At 53.9% G+C, this 18752-nt stretch carries 12 protein-coding genes; 7 read left to right on the top strand and 5 right to left on the bottom strand.

What is annotated here, in order from left to right; translation table 11 throughout:
- Positions 1-582: an NUDIX hydrolase gene (locus CPH80_RS07965; protein ID WP_096276726.1), complete on the bottom strand. Its 582-nt coding sequence runs from the start codon at positions 580-582 to the stop codon at positions 1-3.
- A gap of 96 nt (positions 583-678) precedes the next feature.
- Between CPH80_RS07965 and CPH80_RS07970 the strand changes: the two genes are divergently transcribed.
- Positions 679-1242 (top strand): NUDIX hydrolase, encoded by a 564-nt coding sequence (locus CPH80_RS07970; protein ID WP_096276728.1) that lies wholly within the window; start codon positions 679-681, stop codon positions 1240-1242.
- Here the strand turns inward: CPH80_RS07970 and CPH80_RS07975 are convergent.
- The gene (locus CPH80_RS07975) at positions 1237-1548 is read right to left on the bottom strand and encodes a YqfO family protein (protein ID WP_096276730.1); all 312 of its coding nucleotides are present in this window, start codon (positions 1546-1548) and stop codon (positions 1237-1239) included. The genes CPH80_RS07970 and CPH80_RS07975 overlap by 6 nt on opposite strands.
- A 417-nt stretch (positions 1549-1965) precedes the next feature.
- Positions 1966-5871 (bottom strand): phosphoribosylformylglycinamidine synthase, encoded by a 3906-nt coding sequence (gene purL, locus CPH80_RS07980; protein WP_096276732.1) that lies wholly within the window; start codon positions 5869-5871, stop codon positions 1966-1968.
- A 313-nt stretch (positions 5872-6184) separates the two neighbouring features.
- Here purL and mltF point away from each other — a divergent pair, with 313 nt between their 5' ends.
- Positions 6185-7666 carry a membrane-bound lytic murein transglycosylase MltF gene (gene mltF / locus CPH80_RS07985; protein ID WP_096281487.1) on the top strand — a complete coding sequence of 494 codons (1482 nt, stop codon included), beginning with the start codon at positions 6185-6187 and terminating at the stop codon, positions 7664-7666.
- A gap of 3 nt (positions 7667-7669) precedes the next feature.
- Here mltF and CPH80_RS07990 read toward each other — a convergent pair whose 3' ends face one another.
- Positions 7670-8155 carry a regulatory protein RecX gene (locus CPH80_RS07990; RefSeq protein ID WP_096276734.1) on the bottom strand — a complete coding sequence of 162 codons (486 nt, stop codon included), beginning with the start codon at positions 8153-8155 and terminating at the stop codon, positions 7670-7672.
- Between the two features lie 143 nt (positions 8156-8298).
- Between CPH80_RS07990 and CPH80_RS07995 the strand changes: the two genes are divergently transcribed.
- From CPH80_RS07995 to CPH80_RS08020, 5 genes are all read left to right on the top strand, one after another.
- Positions 8299-10770, top strand: coding sequence for a DUF349 domain-containing protein (locus CPH80_RS07995; RefSeq protein ID WP_096276736.1), 2472 nt, complete (start codon positions 8299-8301; stop codon positions 10768-10770).
- A gap of 202 nt (positions 10771-10972) precedes the next feature.
- Positions 10973-12181 (top strand): acetyl-CoA C-acetyltransferase, encoded by a 1209-nt coding sequence (locus tag CPH80_RS08000; RefSeq protein WP_096276737.1) that lies wholly within the window; start codon positions 10973-10975, stop codon positions 12179-12181.
- A gap of 32 nt (positions 12182-12213) precedes the next feature.
- Positions 12214-14364, top strand: a complete 2151-nt coding sequence (locus CPH80_RS08005) for a 3-hydroxyacyl-CoA dehydrogenase NAD-binding domain-containing protein (protein WP_096276739.1) — start codon at positions 12214-12216, stop codon at positions 14362-14364.
- Between the two features lie 298 nt (positions 14365-14662).
- Positions 14663-16834, top strand: coding sequence for a carboxy terminal-processing peptidase (locus tag CPH80_RS08015; RefSeq protein ID WP_096276743.1), 2172 nt, complete (start codon positions 14663-14665; stop codon positions 16832-16834).
- Positions 16834-17622 carry a helix-turn-helix domain-containing protein gene (locus CPH80_RS08020; protein WP_096276744.1) on the top strand — a complete coding sequence of 263 codons (789 nt, stop codon included), beginning with the start codon at positions 16834-16836 and terminating at the stop codon, positions 17620-17622. The genes CPH80_RS08015 and CPH80_RS08020 overlap by 1 nt, the downstream gene beginning before the upstream one ends.
- Here CPH80_RS08020 and mtnA read toward each other — a convergent pair.
- Positions 17611-18735 carry an S-methyl-5-thioribose-1-phosphate isomerase gene (gene mtnA, locus CPH80_RS08025; protein WP_096276746.1) on the bottom strand — a complete coding sequence of 375 codons (1125 nt, stop codon included), beginning with the start codon at positions 18733-18735 and terminating at the stop codon, positions 17611-17613. The two genes, CPH80_RS08020 and mtnA, sit on opposite strands and share 12 nt — an antisense overlap.
- Positions 18736-18752: the final 17 nt, after the last annotated feature.

Below are 18752 nucleotides of genomic sequence, written 5' to 3' on the forward strand. Positions count from 1 at the left end.
TTATGTTCGGGGTTTAAACAGGTCTATATCGGCATCGTACACAGCATTCAAAAAATCAACCAGAACCACAGCCGACAGACCCCAGATCTGATAACGCTCCCAACGGTAGCAAGGCACATGAATGGTTTGATTCTGAAAAGGAATCGCATCTGTGCGCTCACGCCGATCTTCAAGAAAGAAGGAAAGAGGCACACGGAAGACACTATCAATCTCACCGGGGTTGGGCTCCAGCGGATGTCCCTCTGGCACAACACCCACGTATGGAGAGACAAGAATTCCGTGAAGCGACATTACTTGGCTTAATGGCGAAATAATTTCCACCTGATCGGGAGGCAGGCCAACTTCCTCATGAGTTTCCCGTAAGGCCGTGGCAGCTAGCGACACGTCTCCCGGGTCACGCTTTCCGCCGGGGTAAGCAACCTGGCCACGATGAGTGCTCATATTCGTCGAGCGCAGCGTAAATATCATTTCAGGATTGCCTGGATCGTCAGTAACCGGCACGAGAATGCCCGCTTCCGGATAGTTCAGATCAAGCTTCCGGGGCGCATAGCCTGTTAAACGCTGAACAAGTAAATCACGCAAATCGGAACTCCTAGGCAAATCCGGTGTTGAATGAGACAGCGACAGCTAGGATCATTCAACTGAACGCGTTATCAATTCAAGTATACGGGGAAAAACATGAAGTACTGCAGCACATGCGGCCATCCGGTTAAACAACGCATCCCCGAGGGCGACAATCGTCACCGTTATGTGTGCGTTAGCTGCGGCACAATACACTACCAAAACCCACGCATCATTGCGGGCACCGTGCCGGTATGGGAGGGGCAGATCCTGCTTTGTCGCAGGGCAATTGAGCCTCGGTACGGATACTGGACTCTTCCCGCGGGGTATATGGAGAACTCGGAAACCACAGTGGAAGCCGCTGAGCGTGAAACCTTGGAGGAGGCCCTGGCCGAAGTGACTATTGAAGGGCTCTATTCCATTATTGATGTTCCGCATATAAACCAGGTGCACATGTTCTACCGGGCGACCCTTAAAAACGGGCATTTTGGTGCTGGCGAAGAGTCCCTTGAAAGCCGCCTGTTTGCTCTGGAAAACATTCCTTGGGACGACATCTCTTTCCCTACGGTGCGCACGACCCTGGAATTATTTCTGGAAGATATTAAAAACGACTCCTTCGGTGTTCACGTTCGCGACATCCGCCACCCTATGGCCGCCATCCGGAGCAAGGACAACCTATAACATCTCCATCCGATAGATCTCATAGGCAGGCTCTTCATAAGGATGGGCCTGCTTGAGCGCATCAACCGCCTGCTTGATGAGATCATCCCTACAAACGAGCTCAACCTTGAACTCATCCACAACGTCCAGTGCGTCACTCTCCCCCAAAAAAGGGTTGCTGCCCTCAAGCGGACGAAACTGCCCCTGCCCGCGACACTGCCACGCGCAAGAATCGTAATCCCCGATACACCCGGCGCCCATATCAAAAAGCGCCTGCTTGGTTTTCTCCAGATGCGTTTCAGGGACGAAATAGCATATTTTGTACATGGAACCCTCCTCAGAACAGGATAATTTTTGTACAGATTAATGGCTTAGGCACTTACCCACAGATTCTGTGGATAACTCTGGGGACAGGTTTAGGGAACACCTCTATAAAGCCCGTATTTACTGCCCTCACGTTAAATTGGTGACAAATTCACCCGTTAAACTTAACCTTTATATATCAATAACTTAGCGCTACTGAACAAAAAATGAACCCCTTTGTACTGCATTGCTCAGAGAATACCCAAAGCACTACCCAAAATGTGCATAAATAAAATGAGTCAAGCGGTATTTTTTGAAAAATATGATTTATTTAGCTTGAAAAACACTGAAATCCCCGAATACCACATACAAAAAAACCGACTCAAGAAAGCAACCCTATCAGGGCTTGCCAAAGTCGGTTTTTTTGTTCCAGACCTCTAGTTAGTCGAACCAGCGCCTCGCATTCCTGAACATACGAATCCAAGAGCCATCTTCCTGCCAATCCTTCGGGCGCCACGAGTGCTGTACAGCACGGAATACCCGTTCAGGGTGCGGCATCATGATTGTGATACGGCCATCCCGGGTGGTAGCACCTGCAATACCCTCTTGTGAGCCATTTGGGTTGTAGGGGTAACGCACCGTTGCCTGACCTCTGTTATCCACGAAGCGCAGCGCTACTCGCTCACTCTCTGCCAGGCTCGCTGCAGACGCGCCCCCTGAGAACTCTACCCTACCCTCACCGTGAGCAACGGCTATGGGCATACGCGAACCGGCCATGCCTTCCAGGAAAGCAGACGGTGACGGCATCACTTCAACCATCGCCAACCGGGCCTCAAACTGCTCGGACTGGTTACGAACAAAACGTGGCCACCCCTCGCTGCCCGGAATTAGCTCGTGCAAGTTGGAGAACATCTGACAACCATTGCACACACCCAATGCAAGCGTGTCCTGACGGTTGAAGAAGGCCGAAAACTGGTCACGAACACGGTTGTTGAACAGTATGGACTTCGCCCATCCCTCACCAGCGCCCAGCACATCTCCGTATGAGAACCCACCACAGGCTACTAGGCTGTTGAACGTCTCGAGGTTCACCCGCCCAGAAAGCAGGTCGCTCATATGCACATCGACTGATTCAAAACCGGCCCGGTCGAATGCAGCAGCCATTTCTACCTGGCCGTTAACGCCTTGCTCACGCAGAACTGCAACCTTCGGGCGTGCACCCAGGTTGATGTAGGGCGCAGCAATGTCTTCGTTCACGTCGTAAGAAAGCTTCACATGAAGCCCCGGATCGTCCGCATCCAGCAGGTTGTCAAATTCTTCAAGGGCACAATCAGCGTTGTCCCGAAGAGACTGGATGCGATAGCTAGTCTCAGACCACAAGCGCTGAAGCTCTGTTCGCGAGTCATCTACGACCGAATCGCCCTCAAACGTCAAGCGCAGGCGATCCTGATCATTCAATGTGCCAATCACGTTGATGTGTTCGCTCAAGCCTGCAGCCGAGAACTGCTGCAGAACAAAATCGGTGTCTTCCCGGCGTACCTGAATAACTGCACCCAGCTCTTCGTTGAACAATTCCCGGGCAAACTGGCTAGAATCGTCTGCTAAACCATCCAGCTTGATATCTACACCGGTGTGACCGGCAAAGCACATTTCTGCGAGCGTTACGAACAGGCCACCATCGGAACGGTCGTGGTACGCGAGAAGCTTGTCGTCGGCGTTCAGGCCTTGAATAACGGCAAAGAACGCCTTGATGTCCTCTGGATCGTCCAAATCCGGTGCCACCGCACCCACGCTGCGATACACCTGAGCCAGAGCCGATCCGCCCAGGCGATTCTGCCCTGCGGCCAAGTCGAGAAGGATTAGATCGGTTTCGCCCGCATCCGTGATCAGCTGTGGTGTTAAAGTGCGCGAAACATCGGTAACCGGGGCAAAACCACTGATAACCAGCGACAGTGGCGCAGTCACGCTCTTCTGTTCGCCGCTATCTTCTTCCCACGTGGTTTTCATAGACATGGAATCTTTACCCACAGGAATGGTAATCCCGAGCTCCGGGCACAATTCCATACCAACGGCACGCACTGTTTCGTATAGGTTTTCATCCTCACCGGGGTGGCCTGCAGCACACATCCAATTAGCCGACAGGCGAATATCAGAAAGCTTACTAATGGCAGCAGCCGCCAGATTGGTAATGGCCTCGCCCACAGCCATCCGGCCAGAGGCAGGTGCATCAATGGTTGCCACCGGCGTGCGTTCGCCCATGGCCATGGCTTCACCAGCCAGCACATCAAAGGAACTTGCAGTAACCGCAACATCACTAACCGGCACCTGCCATGGACCAACCATCTGGTCACGAGCAACAAGCCCGGTAATCGTGCGGTCACCAATGGTTATGAGGAAGCTCTTGGAGCCAACCGAAGGAAGCCGCAACACTCTGCGGATTGCGTCATTCAGATCAATCTGAGTGGAATCAAATACCGGCTTGGTAAAAGAGGTTCTTTTAACGCTGCGGTGCATGCGCGGTGGCTTGCCAAAGAGCACATCCATCGGCAAGTCAATAGGCTTGTCGTTGAAATAGGAGTCGCTCAGTTCAAGATGATGGGCTTCTGTTGCTTCACCAATCACTGCGTACGGGCAACGCTCCCGACGGCACAGCGCATCAAAAACCTCCAGGTTTTCGGGAGCAACTGCCATAACGTAACGTTCTTGGGACTCATTGCACCAAATCTCTAGTGGCGACATGCCAGGCTCATCGCTGGGAATTTCCCGCAACTCAAACTTCCCGCCACGACCACCGTCCTTCACAAGTTCCGGCATCGCGTTAGAAAGACCGCCAGCACCCACGTCGTGGATGAAGCACATGGGATTTTTCTCGCCCATCTGCCAGCAGCTGTCAATCACTTCCTGGCACCGGCGCTCCATCTCAGGGTTATCCCGCTGCACAGAGGCAAAATCGAGATTCTCGTTGCTGGAGCCAGAGTCCATGGATGAGGCGGCGCTGCCTCCAAGGCCGATAAGCATGGAAGGCCCACCCAGCACAATGAGCTTGGCGCCTACCGGTATGTTGCCTTTTTCAACGTGTTCTGCGCGGATATTACCAAGGCCGCCGGCAATCATGATGGGCTTGTGATAGCCGCGCACCTCGTCACCAGCCGGGCCGGCAACCTGCTCTTCAAATGTTCGGAAGTAGCCGGCTATGTTGGGGCGCCCAAATTCATTATTGAATGCCGCGCCGCCAATAGGCCCTTCAATCATTATGTCTAGAGCGGATGCGATTCGGTCTGGCTTGCCGTAGTTGATTTCCCAAGGCTGGGGATCATCCGGCAAATTGAGGTTGGAGACTGTAAACCCAGACAACCCTGCCTTCGGCTTGGAGCCGCGACCAGTTGCGCCTTCGTCACGGATTTCACCGCCAGACCCCGTTGCCGCGCCTTCAGCTGGTGCAATCGCAGTGGGATGGTTGTGAGTCTCCACCTTCATAAGAATGTGGATGTCTTCTTGATTGTAACCGTAAACGCCCGTTACAGGATCCGGGAAAAAACGACCACCACGACTGCCACGGATAACCGATGCGTTATCCTTGTACGCAGACAGTACGCCCTCGCTGTTCATCTCGTAGGTGTTCCGGATCATGGCAAACAGAGACTTTTCTTGCCCTTCACCATCTATGTCCCAAGAGGCGTTAAATATTTTGTGGCGACAGTGCTCGGAGTTTGCCTGGGCAAACATCATCAGCTCAACGTCGGTCGGATCCCGTTCTAGGCCAACAAACGATTTCACCAGGTAATCGATCTCGTCATCTGCCAGCGCAAGACCAAGACGCCTGTTTGCATCCACCAGCGCCTTTCGACCGCCAGCAAGAACGGAGACGCGCTCCAAAAGACGCGGCTCTTCATGACTGAATAACAACTGGGCGCCGCCCATTTCGTGGAAGACTTTCTGAGTCATGCGGTCGTGCAGCAGCGCGGCAACCTTCTCGCGCTGATCCAGACCAAGCTTCTTACTCGATTTGATATAAAAAGCCGTACCGCGCTCGATGCGCTGAATCTGGCGCAAACCGCAATTACGGGCAATATCGGTTGCCTTGCTGGACCAGGGGGAAAGAGTTCCCGGGCGCGGCACAACGAGGAACAGCACGCCGTTCGGCTCTTCCGGCAGAGTGCTGGGGCCGTATGTTAAAAGTCGATCAAGGATGGCCTGCTCGGAATCAGAAAGCGCGCCCTCCATATCCACAAAGTGCATGAATTCAGCATAAACATGCTCAATTTCGGGCACAATGGCCTGAATCTTGGCGTACAGTTTATGAGAGCGGAATGACGAAAGCGCGGGTGCGCCGCGAAGTTCGAGCATGATATCAACCTATATCGCGCGAAACGGGGGAGTCCGGGTGCATTCTGAGAAGGCGCACATCATACTTGAAAGCTTTGCCGGGATACAGAGCCGGAAAGGTTATTCCCCTAGTGTGTATTTAACATTGTTTTGCACATTTATTGATCAACTTGATTGACCCCTCTTTCAGCAGCAGGGATCATTGAGGAGTGGACATGGAGCCCACACCCAAAAAGACACCGGATGCCCCCAGCTAGTTTGCGTGCATCCCGATGATCCAGCGGTAAAGGAGAACAGGGACTTGCCGAGAATTCTGACTGCATACAATGCAGCGATGGCTTGCACATCACTCCTCGCCTGCACGCTGACCTTAACCCTACTGACCCTCGCCGGATGCAGTCAGCCAAGCACGCTGCAGGAAGTCCGTAATGAGGGCGTGCTACACGTAATTACCCGTGTTGCACCCTCCATTTATTACGAAGGCCGCGATGGCCCTACCGGCTATGACTACGAGCTGGTCAAACTCTTCGCAGAGGAACTTGACGTTGAACTCCGGCTACGGGTTGCCGAAGACAACACAGAAGTTCTGTCCGTGCTTTCCAGAGATTTTGCGCACATCGGGTTGGCCGGTCTTTCTAGGCAACCGCTGTTCGAAAACCAATACACAGCGCTTCCTACCGGCATCGAAGCCCAGTCGATCGTCGTTTACAATCGCGATGTGGATCGCCCTAAGACCCTTACGGATCTCGTTGGGCAAACCCTACACTTGGTGCCCGATAGCAATCATGAGTACCAGCTTGAGGCTCTCACCGGCGCAGATCCTGAAATCTTCTGGCAAGTTCATCCTGGCTTGGATGCTGCCGGCATTCTTGCTCGAGTGGAAACTGGTGAGCTTTCTTATGCGGTCGTCTCTTCCAACGAGCTAGATCTCAACCACGTGTTTTTCCCTCAGGTAAAGCAAGGGTTTGTTCTGGGCGACGCGAAAGAACTGGCATGGCTATTCCCCGCAAATCAGGACGACTCTCTGGTCAGCGCAGCTAAAGCATTCCTTGAGAAAGCGCACTCAGACGGCACCATCGCACAGCTTTCCGAACGTTTTTACGGCCACTTGGATCACCTGAACTATGTAGGCGCACGCACCTTCATGCATCACGTGGAAAACCGATTGCCCAGCTACAAAAGCTTATTCAGGGATTACGCCTCCTTATTTGATATGGACTGGCGCCTACTCGCAGCCATTGGTTATCAGGAGTCACACTGGCGCCCCAATGCAACTTCCCCAACGGGGGTTCGTGGGCTAATGATGCTGACGCGCAACACTGCAAACTACATAGGCATCAATAACCGGCTGGATGCAGAAGAGAGCATTCAGGGCGGGGCCAAGTATTTTCGCATGGTTCACGAGAAAATTCCTGAGCGCATCGCCGAGCCAGATCGCACCTGGTTTGCTCTGGCGTCCTATAACGTGGGCTACGGACACCTGGAAGACGCCCGTAGGCTAACGGAAGGCGCCGGTAAAAACCCAGACCGATGGCTGGATGTGAAAGAGTTCCTACCGCTACTGGCGCAGAAAGAATGGTACAAAAAGACCCGCTATGGTTACGCCCGTGGCCATGAGCCCGTCCTCTACGTGCAGAATATTCGCCGTTACTATGATGTGCTCGCGCGGATGATGAAGCCGACAGAGGCAATAGCCGCTGCAGACTCTTCGTTCGTCGGCCTAGAGCAGGCCCCTAAAGGCGAACAAGCCGAAGAAGGGGCTGACATGCGAGCCGGACTATCCCCGGAGCTAGGAATGATACCGCCAACACTCTGAAGCTTAGATAACAGGATCGATCGGTTCACTGGTCTCAAGCGCCCGTTCCACCTGGCTTGCCGTGAATCCCCGACGGGTAAAAAAACGAGCCTGACGCACTTTTTCGTCCCAGTCGCTACTTAGGTCACGCAAGCCGAAACGTTTTTCCCTGAGCAAACACGCATTACGGATCCAGTCTGCGTCAGAAAGCTCATCAAGGCAGCTCGGAGTGCGGTGTATACCGCGCTGCTGCAGATCCGCCAGCACTCTCAGAGGGCCATAACCCAGATCAATACGGTGGCGAGAGTACACATCTGAAAAACGATCATCATCCAACCAGCCCTTGTTCTCGTAATCATCCAAAACCAGCGATATGACTGAGCTATCAAGCTTGCGCTGTCGCAACTTCAGCGTCAGTTCTTGGCGGCTATGCTCACGACGTGCGAGCAATCTCAAAGCAACCGAGCGTGCCTTGTACTCCTGATCATCGCTATTTTCTTGTTTTGCCATTCACCCCTTCCCGCAAACGCTCACAAAACGCTAAACTAGCCCCGCGTTTCATATCTACCCGGCTCTTTGATGAGCGCCGATGGCCGGTATCGGCTTACTTTGCCCGACACCGTAGACTGGTTTCAATCCCTAAGGATATCTTCATGGCTGCATTCTTCCAGAAACTGTTTAAATCTCGTAAGCCCACCGCACCCGCCCGCAAAGCGCCAGCTCGCACGCAGCCAATTGCTGCACCAGCGGAAGACAAGCGCGCAGAGCTAAAAAAAGAGCGACGGGAAGAGCAGCTTCAGACCTTACAATCCAGCCCAACTCAGGACGTCGCAGCTGGCCTTGCTGTAGAGGGTTTAACGGCAGACATCCGGCTCAGAGCAGCCGACCTGTTACTGGATGCGGAACTCATTCAGCGCGTACAAAAGCAGGCGAAAGGGCGCGACAAAAGTGTGTATCAAGTAGTGCGGCAAAAGCTGCAGGTTATCCGCGAAGAGCAGGCCCATCAGGAGGTCATTTCCGGGACCATTACGTCACTAATCAGTAGCGCACGCGACCAGGCGAAAAGCGACGATACCAAACTCTACGGGGCTCGCCTGGACACACTTCTCAGCCATTGGGGCACAGTAGAATCCAGTGCAACGCCAAACCAATTAAGCGAGTTTCTTGAATCGGCACACCGCTGCCGAGAGCGGCTATCTGACATGCAAGCGGCTCAGGATGCAGAGAAATACCAGCGTGAACAGCGCCTACAACGTGAGGAAACCCTCGAGCTGATGGCTCAAACCCTGGACGAACTCCGACATCAGCCAACCGAAACACTCGCCTCCTTGGCTTCGCTGGACGCTCTCCAGAAAACTCAAGAAAACCGTTGGCTGGAAGCAACCCGCGATACCCAAGTTGAAAAACAGCAGCAGAAAACCTACGAATCCTCCATGATGGCGCTGCGCAACTATACAAATGCCATTCGCCATATCGGCCAAGCACAAGACTCATTGCTCGCCATCGCGGCCGTTGATGTTCAGGACGCGACCCCTGAAGACCAACAACGTGCTGCGGATCTACTGAAACAGATTAACTGGCCGGAAGGCTTCCCTACTCCGGATGTGCTGGAGCCTGCACGCAAGCAGGCGGGAAAGCCGAAAGCGCCTAGTAAAAGCGGCGAAGACCAAAAGCAGCAACAGCTGTCCTCAGAAAGCCTGAAAACGACTCTTGATAAACTGGAAGAAACCCTTGAAGCCAAACAGCTCAAGGAGTCTCGTCAGCTTCTGAAGACCGCACAGCAATTTTTGAAAAGCCTTGATCACCGCAACAACAAAAACTTTCAGGCCCGCATGCAACTGCTTACCGGCCAGCTCAGGGAACTGACTGACTGGCAGGGGTTTGCCACCGAGCCCAAACAGATTGCCCTTTGTGAACAGATGGAATATCTGGCAGAACAACCTATTGAGCCAGAAGCAAAATCCGAGCGCATAAAAGAACTTCAAAATGAATGGCGGGAGCTGGGTGGTTCGTCAGACCGCACCTTGTGGTCACGCTTCAAACAGGCATCGGACAAAGCGTATGAGCCGTGCAAGACTTACTTCAAAGCTAAGTCCGGATTGAAGCAGGCGAACCTAGAGAAGCGCAAGACGATCTGCACCGAACTGGAGCATTTTGTGAGTGCCGCAGACTGGAGCACGATTGATTGGAAGGCTGTCGAGCACATTCTGCAGACCGCCCGTCAGGAATGGAAATCCGCCTGGCCGGTAGAGTTCCGGGACAACCGCCAAGTACAGAAGCAGTTTGATGATCTGCTCAGAAAGCTCAAGACGCCCATCGATCAGGAGCGCATAAAAAATGAAGCGCTTAAGCTGGAAATCGTTGAGCAGGCACGGGCTTTGACGGAGCACGAACCGCTATCAGAAGCCATGAACAAGGCGAAAGCGCTGCAGTCAGACTGGAAAGCTGTCGGCATTACACGCCACAGGGAAGACCGGAAACTATGGCAGGCATTTCGCAAGGCCTGTGACGAGATATTTACGCGCCGTGAAACAGAACGTTCGGAACAGCAGCAAGTGACAAAGGAAGCTGATACCGCCGCTGAAACTCTGCTTCAAGAGATTGCCGATGTAAGCTCTACCCAAGACGGGCAAGCACTGGATCAGGCCATCACTGCCCTTCGTAGCCTCGATGCGTCCCAAACGTCTGCGGCCGTAAGGGAGCAAATCCAAAGAGAGAAGCAGCGATTGAGCCAGGCTGCTACAGCACAAAAGCTGAAATCAGGCATCGCTGAATGGCAGGCGCTTGTGCTTGCCCGCACTGAAGGCGATGTGCCTGCGGATGCTCTGCCAGGCAAATGGCCAGCTCTCGCAGAAAGGACGGGAGAACTGAATGATCAAGAAATTGTCATTCGCGCAGAAATTCTTGCGGAGATGCCCTCGCCAGAAGCAGACCAAGCAAAACGCATGGAAATACAGGTTAAGCGGCTAGCCGAAGGCATGGGAGCCACTGAAAAAACCGACAGCGCCCTCCAGAGCGTTGAGGGCTTGGTAGCCGGTTGGTGCATCAAACCGGCTGGCGACGGAGCAGATCCGACGCTGGCAGGCCGTTTGAACAAGGTTTTGGACAACCTGATCGCAAACTGAGCATAAGAGCCCTACTCTCGCTGATGCTCTCTAACAAAATCCCTGGCGCTCTCAACGGCGGCCAGGGATTTTTCTTTCATCCTCCTGAGCAATTTCGCCAATCCGATTGGCAGGGCGCGTCATTACCCACAACGCTACCAAAGGGCTATGGTGATACCTCTTATACGTAAACCCCCAAGCAATAATCATCAGAGGACAAGCAATGACCACCGAGGCGTATATCTTCGATGCGGTCCGCACTCCCAGAGGGCGTGGCAAAAAAGACGGATCACTGCACAGTGTTAAACCTATTACACTACTAACCACCGTGCTCAATGCGCTGCAGCAGAGAAACAACCTGGATACCTCTCAGGTAGACGATATTGTTCTTGGTTGCGTTACCGCTGTTGGCGACCAAGGCGCAGACATTGCCAAAACCGCTGCGCTTGCTGCTGACTGGGACGAGAGTGTATCCGGCGTCACCCTCAACCGATTCTGCGCTTCAGGCCTAGAAGCCGTTAACCTGGCCGCCATGAAAGTTCGTTCTGGCTGGGAAGACCTGATTGTTGCCGGTGGCGTCGAGTCTATGTCCCGCATCCCTATGGGCTCTGATGGCGGCGCCTGGGCAATGGACCCCCACACCAATATGCATACCGGCTTTATGCCCCAGGGCATTGGCGCAGATCTGATCGCCACGCTGGATGGCTTCAGTCGTGAGGATGTTGACGGCTTCGCGGTGAAATCACAGCAAAAAGCGGCCAACGCCTGGAAGAACGGCTACTTTGCCAAATCAATCGTGCCTGTTACCGACCAGAGCGGCGTCGTCATTCTGGATCGCGATGAGCACATCCGGGGCGACACCACCGTAGAGTCCCTTTCCGGCCTTAAGCCTTCCTTCCAGATGATGGGCGAAATGGGCTTTAATAGTGTAGCCCGTGAAAAATACCACTACGTGGAAACCATCAACCACGTTCACCATGCGGGCAACTCCTCCGGCATGGTAGATGGCGCAACCTGCCTGCTGATCGGCAGTGAAGCAAAAGGCAAGGCCCTAGGCCTCAAGCCACGTGCCCGTATCGTGGCCACTGCCGTTACCAGCACAGACCCCACCATCATGCTTACCGGCCCTGCCCCAGCCACCCGCAAGGCACTGGAAAAAGCTGGCATGACCGTCGATCAGATTGATCTATTTGAAGTAAACGAAGCCTTTGCCGCTGTGGTGATGCGCTTCCAGAAGGAACTCTCGATTCCAGATGAAAAAGTGAACGTGAACGGCGGCGCAATCGCCATGGGCCACCCTCTCGGCGCTACCGGCGCGATGATTGTCGGCACGCTGCTGGATGAACTGGAGCGCCGTGATTTGCGCTTCGGCCTGGCGACTTTGTGCGTCGGCGGCGGCATGGGCATTGCCACCATCATTGAGCGGGTCTGACCCCCACACTTTTTCTGTAAGGAGAACCGAATATGAGTGCCATTCGCTACGAACTGGGTTCAGATCAGATTCTGACCCTCACCATCGATATGCCGGGACAATCCGCCAACACCATGAACGCGGCGTTCCGTGAAGCTCTCAACGAAACCGTTCCCAGGGTTCAGGGCGACCTAGACAACATCTGCGGCATTATTGTTGCCTCTGCCAAGAAGACCTTCTTTGCCGGCGGAGACCTGAACGAAATTCACAAAGTTACCCGCGACGATGCTCAGGCCTTTGAAGACATGGTCAACGGCATGAAAGCCCAGATGCGGGCACTGGAAACCTGCGGTAAACCCGTAGTGGCCGCAATCAACGGCACTGCACTGGGTGGCGGCTTGGAAATTGCCCTAGCCTGTCATCACCGCATCGTTTTGAACGACGACCGCATTCAGCTGGGCCTCCCTGAAGTAACACTTGGCCTTCTGCCCGGTGGCGGCGGTACTCAGCGCCTGCCCAGAATGATTGGTTTGGAAGCGGCTTTCCCGCTTCTGATGGAAGGCAAAAAGCTACGCCCTAAGGCTGCCCTGAAAGCCGGAATGATTGATGAACTGGCCGATTCAGTAGAAGACATGATGGCCAAGGCAAGAGCCTTTATTGAAGCCAACCCTAAGTGCCAGCAGCCCTGGGATAAGAAGGGCTTCAAACTTCCAGGTGGCGCGCCTCATCACCCAGCGATGGCGCAGAAACTGGCGATTGCGCCTGCCATGCTGAAGCAGAAAACCAAAGGCTGCTACCCGGCACCAGAGCGCATTATGGCCGCGGCTGTTGAAGGCGCACAGGTAGATTTCGATAACGGTAGCCTGATTGAAACCCGCTATTTTGCCGAGCTGGTAACTGGCCAAGTCGCCAAGAACATGACCGGCACGTTCTGGTTTCAGCTCAACACCATTAATGGAGGCGGTAGCCGTCCGGAAGGAGTGGAGAAGGCGTCCTTTAAAAAGGTTGGTGTACTAGGTGCAGGCATGATGGGCGCAGGCATCGCCTATTCCACTGCCAGCCGCGGTATGGAAGTCGTTCTTAAAGACGTTTCTGTCGAGGGCGCCGAAAAAGGCAAGAGCTACTCTGAAAACCTGCTGGCGAAGAAAGTAAGCCGCGGTCGTATGACTGAAGAAGAGAAGGCGGAAGTGCTGGGTCGTATCAAGGCCACAGATTCTGCCGCCGACCTGGAAGGCTGTGATTTGGTTATCGAAGCTGTGTTTGAAGACAGCGACCTAAAAGCGAAAGTGACTGCAGAAGCCGAGCCAAAGCTGGTCAAAAACGGCATCTTTGCTTCCAACACCTCGACCATCCCCATTACCCAGTTGGCTAAGGCTTCTGACAAGCCAGAAAACTTCATCGGGCTGCACTTTTTCTCACCCGTCGACAAAATGATGCTTGTAGAGATCATTGTTGGTGATAAAACGTCGGATGAAACTCTCGCAAGAGCCTTCGATTACGTTCAGCAGATTGGCAAAATTCCTGTGGTTGTTAACGACAGCCGCGGCTTCTTCACTTCCCGCGTGTTCGGCACCTTCGTAAATGAAGGCATTTGCATGCTGGGCGAAGGTATACACCCAGCCAGCATCGATAACGCCGGTTTGCTGGCAGGCATGCCCGTCGGCCCTCTGACGATTAGCGATGAAGTCAGCCTTACTCTTATGCAACACGTTCGCGATCAGAGCAAAAAGGACGTAGAAGCAGCTGGCGGCACCTGGACTGCACACCCCGCAGAAGCCATCATCGACCAGATGGTTAACGACTACGGTCGCAAAGGTAAATCTGCTGGCGCCGGTTTCTATGATTACCCAGCCAAGGGCAAGAAGCACTTCTGGCCAGAGCTTGAAACACTCTACGTGGATCAAGACAAAGCCAGCCAGGTGAAACTGCAGGATCTAAAAGACCGAATCTTGTTCATTCAGGCGATTGAAACTGTTCGCTGCCTAGAAGAAGGCGTGTTACGCACCGTAGAAGATGCCAACATTGGCAGCATCTTCGGTATTGGGTACGCACCTTGGACTGGCGGCGCCATACAGTTTATTAACCAGTATGGCGTGAGAGCGTTTACCGAGCGAGCCAAAGAACTGGCTGCAGCTCACGGCGAGCGTTTTGCTCCACCTGCTCTGTTGCTAGAGCATGCAGAGCAAAAAAAGCTGTTCACCTAAGGTGACCGAATGGCGGAGGGCCAGCCCCTCCGCCATATTCTCTATCTGCAGTACTTAAAACTGGCCGCGTCCAGCTACTGCCACCACATCGCTCGTTTTGTCTGAACCTACCGCAGCCCCCTGAAATACCTGCGGTTTTTGACGTTTTCCCAACGAGTTCATGGACATATTGTCACGAACCGATACGCCATGCCTATAGCAACGGGTGTAGCCCTTGCCTACAATAAATCCATAAGCCCACGGGTTAACCGATTCCAGATCCGTCTGGCGGGTACCCAGCATCGTCAGGTATGTCTATATGACCATCGCGGAAAAAACATCTGCCCGTAACGCGCCTTTCAAAGTTTGCAGGATGAGTGTGTGCAAGGTGCTCACCGTCGCCCTGCTCTTGTCAGCACCATTTGGAGTGCAGGCAAAAGCGGTCGAACCGGAAGCGTATACACCGGTTGCGCCAACGATTGACCAGGCACGAGCGAATATTCTCATTGCTCGGCAGCTGCAGTTCACCCATTTTCGCGACCTGGGCATCAGCGACAAACTGTCTGGTGATGTATTTGATGCCTACCTGAACTACCTGGATGGCCAGAGAGTTTATCTGATTGGTAGCGATATACTGGCCCTCGAAAAAATCAAAAATCGCTTAGGGTCTGCCCTCAAAACAGGCCAGCTGCAGCCAGGTTTCGATATTTACAATTTGGTTCAGAAACGCATCATAGAGCGCCTTCAGTTTGCCCTTGCGACCCTTGATGCGGGCATTTCGAACTTAGACTTCAGCTCAAGCGAGAGCATTCTGCTTGATCGCTCGGAAGCCCAGTGGGAGCCCGACAAACAAGCGCTTGATGAACTGTGGAACAAACGCATTAAAAACGCTGTGCTTGCCCAGCGCCTTAACGGCACGGACGACGACACCATCACAGACACTCTGAAGCGCCGTTATGAAGGCCAGCTAAAGCGCGCTTATCAAGCCCGCAGCGAAGATGCCTTTCAGGCCTACATGAATGCGTTTACCGGCATGTGGGACCCACACACGTCCTATTTTTCACCACGCACCTCTGAAAACTTCAACATCAACATGAGCCTTTCGCTAGAGGGTATTGGCGCGGTTCTGCAGGCGGATAACGAGTACACCAAAGTTGTCAGATTGGTTCCCGGTGGCCCTGCATCCAAGCAAGGCCAGCTCAAGCCCGCCGACAGAATTGTCTCGGTGGCACAGGAAGACGAGAAACCGGTTAACGTGATCGGCTGGCGCCTAGATGAAGTAGTCGATCTTATCCGAGGGCCGCGCAACTCCGTGGTTACGCTTGAGGTAGTACCTGCCAGCGCAACGGACGAAACCCTGACCAAATCCATCGCCATTAACCGTGATGAGGTCAAACTGGAAGAGCAAAGCGCAAGCAAAGACACCATCGAGTTTGAGCGCAATGGCGAAAAATACACCATTGGTGTCATTACCATCCCCACGTTCTACGCTGATTTCCAGGCCATGCAGGCAGGAGACCCCAATTACAAGAGCACTACCCGTGATGTACGCAAGCTGATTGCGGAACTGCAACAAGATGGAGTAAACGGCTTGGTAATGGATCTTCGCAACAATGGCGGCGGCGCGTTGCACGAGGCGAACGACCTGGTCGGCCTGTTTATCGATACCGGCCCCACGGTGCAGATTCGTAACTCTAGCAATGAAGTCCAGGTGCTTAATGATACCGATGCATCAGTCTCTTACGACGGACCCTTGGTGGTGCTTACCAATCGCATGAGCGCCTCTGCCTCCGAGATTTTTGCTGGCGCGATCCAGGACTATGGTCGCGGTTTGGTTGTTGGGTCGCAAACGTTTGGCAAAGGCACGGTACAAGCTGTTCGCCCGCTTAATCACGGCCAGCTCAAGATCACTCAGTCAAAGTTCTATCGTGTATCGGGGGGCTCAACTCAGCATAAAGGCGTGATTCCGGATATCGAAATACCTTCGCGCATCGACAAAACCCGTATCGGTGAGGATGCATTGGATCACGCTCTGCCTTGGGATCAGATCGACGCAGTTCCCCATACGCGATATTTCGATTTTAGCGGCATTATCGAAGATCTCCGCAAGCGGCACGAGGATCGCTTTGCCAGCAGCCCGGAGTTCAGCCTTCTTCAGCAGGAAATCAACTTCCTGGAAGAGCAGCGCCAAAGAGAAACCGTGAGCCTGAATATAGACGAGCGCACTACCCAACAGGAACAGATCGAGCGCACCCAGTTGAGCATTTCCAATGCGCGCCGGGAGCTGCGTGGCGAGGAGCCTTTCGAGTCCTTGGACGAGCTTGAAGACTGGCAGGATCAGCAAGCTGCGGATTTGGATACGTCCGACGAAGAATTGGATTTTGTGATTCGCGAAGGCGGACACATTATGGCAGACATGCTGGAACTGGATAATAAGATGGCCTCTATCCTTACGCCACAACAGTTTGCAGCTCAGGCAAAAGCACCGTAATGGTCGAGAAAACCGAAAAACAGGACAGCAACGACCAGGAGAGCCATAGCAGGGCACGTGCCCTGCAGGACATGTTGCTGGATGCACTCCACGCCATGCGTTCCCAAGAGGAAGTTGACGGGCTGCGCAAACCGACCGTGTCGGAAAAAGCACCAGAAGGCATCATTGACCGACTGGCCAGTCTGACCGGATCGGCTTTCCGATTTGGAGCACGCGCCACTGACACTTCACTGCGAGTAGGCCGGGCGCTCATCAACTCCCAGGATCAGCTTCGGGCCATGCTGGCAGCAGGGCAATCTCTGAAAGACATCCGGGAAGTCGCCGGGCTGACTCTATCGGAAATGAGCGAAGCGCTCGATCTTCGCGACAAGTCCGTTCTCGAGGCCATCGAAAACGGCACGACTACGCTCTCTTTTGAGCTAATTCTTCGCCTAACCTCCCTGATCGCGCGGAACGACCCCATCCCGTTTATCATGCGCACCACTCGGAACTATAATCCCGAGGTCTGGCAAATCCTGAACGACTGGGGCGTAGCAAGAGTGCCACTGCAGTTTGAGCGGGAGCGGGAATTTATAAACATTTTCCGCCGCCATGATTCTGCGCGAACGCTCTCAGATGAAGGCTTTCGCAAGGTGTTGGAGTTCACCCGGCAGAGTTTTGAGATGTCACTGCACTTCGTGGAAGACCAAGAAAGACAAATCGAGGAATTTCGCGCCAGCTTTGCCGCACAACAGAGCGAGCTGCCGGACAGCAAAGCTTCCGTCGATAAAAAACCATCAGCCAAATAGTGCCTGCATTGCCGTGGAATTCGGATTACGCACAACCCCCTTCTCTGTAACGATTAAGTCGATCAGGTTTGCAGGCGTCACATCGAATACCGGATTGAACACCGACACACCTTCCGGGGCCAATGGAATACCACGTATCTCCCGAACCTCAATGCCATCACGCTCTTCAATGGGTATTTCCACACCAGACGCCAGCGACATATCCACGGTGCTTGAGGGCGCCACAACCATAAACCCAACGTTGTGATAGCGCGCCAGCACTGCAAGGCTGTAGGTACCAATCTTGTTGGCCACATCGCCGTTGGCGGTAACCCTGTCTGCACCAACAATGATCCACCGCACCTCACCCGCTGCAAGAATGGCCGCCGCAGCGCCATCGGCATTCAAAGTAACCGAAATACCCTCCCGCATCAGCTCCCAGGCAGTAAGACGGCTCCCCTGTAGCCAGGGCCGGGTTTCGTCGGCATACACCTGCTTCAGCAGTTTTGTCTCATGGAGCCGGCGAATCACACCCAGCGCAGTGCCATAGCCACCCGTTGCGAGCGCGCCGGTGTTGCAGTGGGTAAGTACCGAAATTGGGGTGGAGGTTCCGGCAGAAAGCCCCATGGCTTCGAGTGCGTGATCGGCCATAGCAAGGTTTCCGGCCAGGTCTTCCTGATGAATAGCCACAGCTTCATCCGCCAGCCGCTTCTGTGCTTCGCCCAGAGATCCGCAAGCGTGAAACACCCGCTCCATTCGCTGCAAGGCCCAAAACAGATTCACGGCGGTTGGCCGCGAGGCAGATAACTCACAAATAGCCTGTTTGATTTCAGCTTTCCAGTCTCCGGCTCCCGACTCGTTTTCGGCATGCCGGGCAGCCAGTGCCACGCCGTAGGCCGCGCTGATACCAATGGCCGGCGCGCCACGCACGACCATGTCCTGAATGCACTGGGCAACGCCACATGCGCCCTCTAGGGTTATCCAGTGTTCTTGCGCTGGCAACAGGCGCTGATCAAGCAGCTCTAGGCTGCTGCCATGCCATCTGAGCGCGACCGTATCTATAGAAAGGGTAGAATGCGCAGCTGAGCCACCAAAAGAAGGGGCTGGGGAAGAAGATTCCTTAGTACTATTCATGGCCTGGCTCTCGTTAC

It is taken from the genome of Marinobacter sp. LV10R510-11A (assembly GCF_900215155.1).
Classification (GTDB): domain Bacteria; phylum Pseudomonadota; class Gammaproteobacteria; order Pseudomonadales; family Oleiphilaceae; genus Marinobacter.

What these genes read in the sequence shown, in the direction of transcription:
- CPH80_RS07970 (WP_096276728.1), top strand. Translation starts at nt 679, where the DNA reads ATGAAGTACTGCAGCACATGCGGCCATCCGGTTAAACAACGCATCCCC.
- CPH80_RS08005 (WP_096276739.1), top strand. Translation starts at nt 12,214, where the DNA reads ATGAGTGCCATTCGCTACGAACTGGGTTCAGATCAGATTCTGACCCTC.
- CPH80_RS07995 (WP_096276736.1), top strand. Translation starts at nt 8,299, where the DNA reads ATGGCTGCATTCTTCCAGAAACTGTTTAAATCTCGTAAGCCCACCGCA.
- CPH80_RS07975 (WP_096276730.1), bottom strand. Translation starts at nt 1,548, where the DNA reads ATGTACAAAATATGCTATTTCGTCCCTGAAACGCATCTGGAGAAAACC.
- CPH80_RS08020 (WP_096276744.1), top strand. Translation starts at nt 16,834, where the DNA reads ATGGTCGAGAAAACCGAAAAACAGGACAGCAACGACCAGGAGAGCCAT.
- CPH80_RS08000 (WP_096276737.1), top strand. Translation starts at nt 10,973, where the DNA reads ATGACCACCGAGGCGTATATCTTCGATGCGGTCCGCACTCCCAGAGGG.
- CPH80_RS08015 (WP_096276743.1), top strand. Translation starts at nt 14,663, where the DNA reads ATGACCATCGCGGAAAAAACATCTGCCCGTAACGCGCCTTTCAAAGTT.
- mltF (WP_096281487.1), top strand. Translation starts at nt 6,185, where the DNA reads ATGGCTTGCACATCACTCCTCGCCTGCACGCTGACCTTAACCCTACTG.
- mtnA (WP_096276746.1), bottom strand. Translation starts at nt 18,735, where the DNA reads ATGAATAGTACTAAGGAATCTTCTTCCCCAGCCCCTTCTTTTGGTGGC.
- CPH80_RS07990 (WP_096276734.1), bottom strand. Translation starts at nt 8,155, where the DNA reads ATGGCAAAACAAGAAAATAGCGATGATCAGGAGTACAAGGCACGCTCG.
- purL (WP_096276732.1), bottom strand. Translation starts at nt 5,871, where the DNA reads ATGCTCGAACTTCGCGGCGCACCCGCGCTTTCGTCATTCCGCTCTCAT.